At 42.6% G+C, this 4,384-nt stretch carries 4 protein-coding genes and 1 pseudogene; all 5 read right to left on the bottom strand.

The genetic code is table 11. The features are described from left to right. A partial coding sequence (locus tag WB217_RS03780; protein ID WP_423990781.1) for a trypsin-like peptidase domain-containing protein occupies positions 1-515 on the bottom strand: 515 nt, incomplete at its 3' end. A 195-nt stretch (positions 516-710) separates the two neighbouring features. After that, a pseudogene (gene ribE, locus WB217_RS03775) lies at positions 711-1,180 on the bottom strand (6,7-dimethyl-8-ribityllumazine synthase). Positions 1,181-1,196: 16 nt separating this feature from the next. Then, complete coding sequence (locus tag WB217_RS03770; protein WP_423990779.1) at positions 1,197-2,390, bottom strand: bifunctional 3,4-dihydroxy-2-butanone-4-phosphate synthase/GTP cyclohydrolase II; 1,194 nt, start codon at positions 2,388-2,390, stop codon at positions 1,197-1,199. Between the two features lie 11 nt (positions 2,391-2,401). After that, on the bottom strand, positions 2,402-3,061 hold the full coding sequence (gene ribE, locus WB217_RS03765) for a riboflavin synthase (protein WP_423990777.1): 660 nt from the start codon (positions 3,059-3,061) through the stop codon (positions 2,402-2,404). Positions 3,062-3,065: 4 nt separating this feature from the next. Beyond that, positions 3,066-4,160 carry a bifunctional diaminohydroxyphosphoribosylaminopyrimidine deaminase/5-amino-6-(5-phosphoribosylamino)uracil reductase RibD gene (ribD, locus tag WB217_RS03760; protein ID WP_423990775.1) on the bottom strand — a complete coding sequence of 365 codons (1,095 nt, stop codon included), beginning with the start codon at positions 4,158-4,160 and terminating at the stop codon, positions 3,066-3,068. Between the last annotated feature and the right edge of the window lie 224 nt (positions 4,161-4,384).

Here is a 4,384-nt window from a genome sequence, read left to right as displayed (position 1 = left end):
AAATCAGTCAATGCATCCGCGCCGACAACCTCAGCTGCTACTTTTTCACCGTTATAGAGTGAGACTTCAACTTTGGATGCCCCTTCAATCACATGATTATTGGTCACGATATAAGCACTGCCGCCTGATTTTTTAAAAATCACCCCAGAGCCTGAACCACTTTCTACAGCGCCCTGACTGCTTGAAAATGGGCTGTTTTGCTGCTGGAAATTGGTGATGCCGACAATTGACTTCGAAGATGCCTCAATAATATCTGCCATTGACACCGAACTTTTTGCAGAAGCAGGCGTCGTAACAATATTTGTAGAGTTGTTACTGTTTAGCCCATCTGCAGCATTCTCAGCAGGAGCTTGTACCTTATTTCCTAAATCTAAATCTGTATAATTGACAGCCGCAAGTGTCAGAGCAGAACCAATCACTCCCGCCGTAACTGTTGATAAAACACTCTTCCATTTACTCGCTTTTTTCACCGGCTCAGCTTCCGGATACCGATAACGCTGTTCAAATTCATTCATGGTTATTCCTCCTTATTTGCTTCATCCTGTTTACTTGTTTTCATCTTATCCAGAATTTATGAACAAATTATTAACAATCTGGGGCAAGGATTTTAAATTAAATGGAAGAATTATGGGTGTTTGGACATAAAAACTTGAGGTTGAACATAAAAAAAAGCCACAGGCATCGCCTGCAGCTTAATCCATATAGCATTTTTACATTTCAATATCCCTGACTAAATTAGCCATTTCAATGGCGGATGTAGCTGCGTCCCAGCCTTTATTTCCTGCTTTAGTTCCGGCACGCTCGATCGCCTGCTCGATTGTATCAGTGGTCAGCACTCCGAAAATAACAGGAATGCCGGTATTTAACGCTGTAGAAGAAACCCCTTTGGCTGTCTCATTGCAGACATAGTCAAAGTGTGGAGTGGAACCGCGAATAACAGTTCCTAATGTGATGACTGCATCATACTTCCCGCTTTAGCTAGTTTCTGTGCAATTAACGGAATTTCGAAGGCTCCAGGTACCCATGCTACGTCCACATTGCCTTCTTCAACTCCATGTCTTTTTAACGCATCAAGTGCACCGCCCAATAATTTGCTTGTGATAAATTCGTTAAAACGTCCAACTACAATTCCGACCTTAAGTCCTGTACCTACTAAATTTCCTTCGAATGTTTTGTTCATTTCTATTCCTCCATATTTAAAATTTAAGTAAATGACCTAACTTGCTGTGCTTTGTTTTTAAGTAATTTTCATTTTCTTCACGTGTTTCCATCTGGATCGGCACCCTGTCGACAACCTCAAGGTCATAACCCTTCAGCCCTTTTATTTTTCTTGGGTTATTGGTCAGAAGTTTGATTTGCTTAATGCCAAGGTCTTTTAGAATTTGTGCACCAATTCCATACTCACGCAAATCGGCTCCAAATCCTAGTTTTTCATTAGCCTCCACCGTGTCATAGCCTTCTTCCTGGAGCTTGTAGGCTCTGAGCTTGTTCATAAGTCCAATGCCTCTTCCTTCCTGGCGCAAGTAAAGCAGGACTCCCGTGCCTTCTTCATTAATTTGCCTCAATGCTGCATGGAGCTGCGGCCCGCAATCGCAGCGGTAGGAGCCAAATACATCTCCAGTCAAACATTCTGAGTGCACTCTTACTAGTACCGGCTTGTCGGGATCGATTTCCCCTTTTACCAAAGCAATATGTTCTTTATCATCTACAAGATTTGAATAACCTACCGCCTTGAAAATTCCAAATTCAGTCGGAAGATTGATTTCAACTTCTCTCTTGATCAATTGATCTTTCCTGTTCCGATATTGAATCAAATCTTTAATCGTGATCATTTTTAATTCGAATTGATCGGCGATTTTCCGAAGCTGTGGGACACGAGCCATTGTCCCATCCTCATTCATGATTTCACAGATGACGCCTGCTGGCTTTGCTCCGCATAATTTTGCTAAATCCACTGCTGCTTCTGTATGGCCAGCTCTTCTCAAGACTCCGCCTTTTTTTGCAACAAGCGGAAAAATATGACCAGGCCTTTTAAAATCTGCACCCTTCGATTCAGGGTCAAGCATACTTAGAACAGTTGCCGACCTTTCATAGGCTGATATGCCAGTTGTTGAAAACTTGTGGTCAACACTTACCGTAAACGCTGTCCCATGAGGGTCGGTGTTGCGTGAGACCATCGGCATTAAATCCAGCTTTTGAGCCAAATCTGTTTCTATAGGGACACAGATCAATCCTCTTCCATGTGTCGCCATGAAATTGATAACATCAGGGGTAGCCTTTTCAGCCAATGCGATAAAATCTCCTTCATTTTCACGGTCTTCATCATCACAAACGATGACGACATTCCCCTGCATAAGCTCATATATCGCTTCTTCGATTGGATCAAACATTTTCATCATCCTCACATAAACCCATTTTCCTCTAAAAATTGGGCAGAAATAGTATTGCCTCGTTTTGGTGCTCCCGCGGCAGCCTGGTTATTTAAAAAGTGCCCTACATACTTTCCAATCATGTCACACTCGATGTTAACAATATCACCGGTACCCTTAAAACCCAAAACTGTCTCGGATAAAGTATGGGGAATCAATGATAATGTAAAACTCTCTTCCGAAACACCAAACACCGTCAAGCTTGTACCATCTACAGCTACAGAGCCTTTTAAAATAATGTATTTGAGTAATTCAGGTTCTGTTTCTATTTCATAATAAACGGCATTTTCAAATTGCCTTTTTCCTTTTATTACACCTACTCCATCAACATGGCCGGCTACAAAATGTCCCCCGAATCTTCCGCCTGCGGCCATCGCCCTCTCAAGATTCACCTTAGATCCACGTTTTACTGTTTTCAAGCTGGTCGCTTTGACTGTTTCAGGCATCACATCGACTGTAAAGCGACTCTTTGAAAAAGAAGTGACGGTAAGACATACTCCATTTATTGCTATGCTGTCGCCCAGATTGACATCGGTTAATACCTTGCTTGCATCGATTGTCAGGACGAATGACTCACCGGTGTGTTGGATATTAGCAATAGCTCCTATTTCTTCAATGATTCCCGTGAACATCTATTTAACCTCCTTCCGGGACAGGCTCCGAAATAATCCTTATATCCTGTCCAATCTTCTTCACATCTTTTATTTCCAAAGAAACGGTGTCCTCCAGATGTGCTATTCCTTCCCCTCCGAAGGCAGCAGGAGCTGTTTTCCCTCCGATCAGTCTTGGGGCAATATACGTAACGACTTGCTGAAAAGCCTTTTCCTTTAAAAAGCTGCCATGAACTTCAGCGCCGCCTTCAACATAGACAGAAGAGAGTCCTCGTTCACCAAGCTTTTTGAGCATATCGAGAATCTGAATCGTTGGTGTTTCGAGCGTTATAATTTCAACTCCATTTTCAGCGAACTTTTTGATTTGATCAGGATCTGCCTCACACCCTGTCACAATAATGGTTTTTGCTTCATTATCGTAGACGACTCTGGATTCTAAAGGAGTTCTCAGGTTCGTGTCGAGAATCACCCTGATTGGATTCTTGCCTCCCCCTTCAATCCTGGCTGTCAGGCTTGGATTATCCTTGATCACTGTATTGACACCTACCAAAATAGCATCATGAGTGTGACGAAACTGGTGAACATCCTTCCTTGACTCTTCGCTAGTGATCCATTTACTTTCACCAGCTGTGGTTGCAGTCTTTCCGTCAAGGCTTGTGGCTGTTTTCAAAGTTACATAAGGCAAGCCAGTATTTATGTAATGAAAAAACACCTTATTTAGCGCTTCAGCTTCATCCTTCAATAATCCTGCTTCTACCTCTATTCCAGCTGCCTGCATCTTTTTAATCCCTCCGCCAGCTACAAGCGGATTGGGGTCCATCGAAGCGACAAAGACCCTCTTAATCCCCGATTCAATGACTAAATTTGAACAAGGAGGTGTCTTGCCAAAATGACTGCATGGTTCAAGTGTTACATAAAGTGTCGCACCAAAGGTTTTGTCACCCGCCATTCGAATAGCATGTACCTCAGCATGAGGCTCTCCCGCCTTTAGGTGTGCCCCCATTCCTACAATCTGATTATCTTTAACCACAACGGCTCCGACATGCGGATTAGGAGATGTTTGTCCTGTTGTTGCTTTCGCCAGGTTGATGGCTAATGCCATGTAGTCAAGGTCTTTCATCCAATATCCTCCTTTCTAAAATCTATTTTTGTAACCATTGTAGCTATGCATCTTGGAGGCTTCTAATGACCATTCGGGAATAAAAAACGAATTGAATGGTTCTTGGAGAACATCCTTATCCATTTTTTCATCCAGGTATCCAAGAGGCTTCATTGGGTACCTCTTTTTCCAATTTTTGTTCTTTCAGGTATCCAAGGGACCTTATTGGGTACCTAATTTTCCAT

This window comes from Mesobacillus sp. (assembly GCF_049588175.1).
GTDB lineage: Bacteria > Bacillota > Bacilli > Bacillales > Cytobacillaceae > Mesobacillus.
Note: the sequence above shows the minus strand (reverse complement) of the source record. Positions and strands in the feature narration are given on the sequence as shown.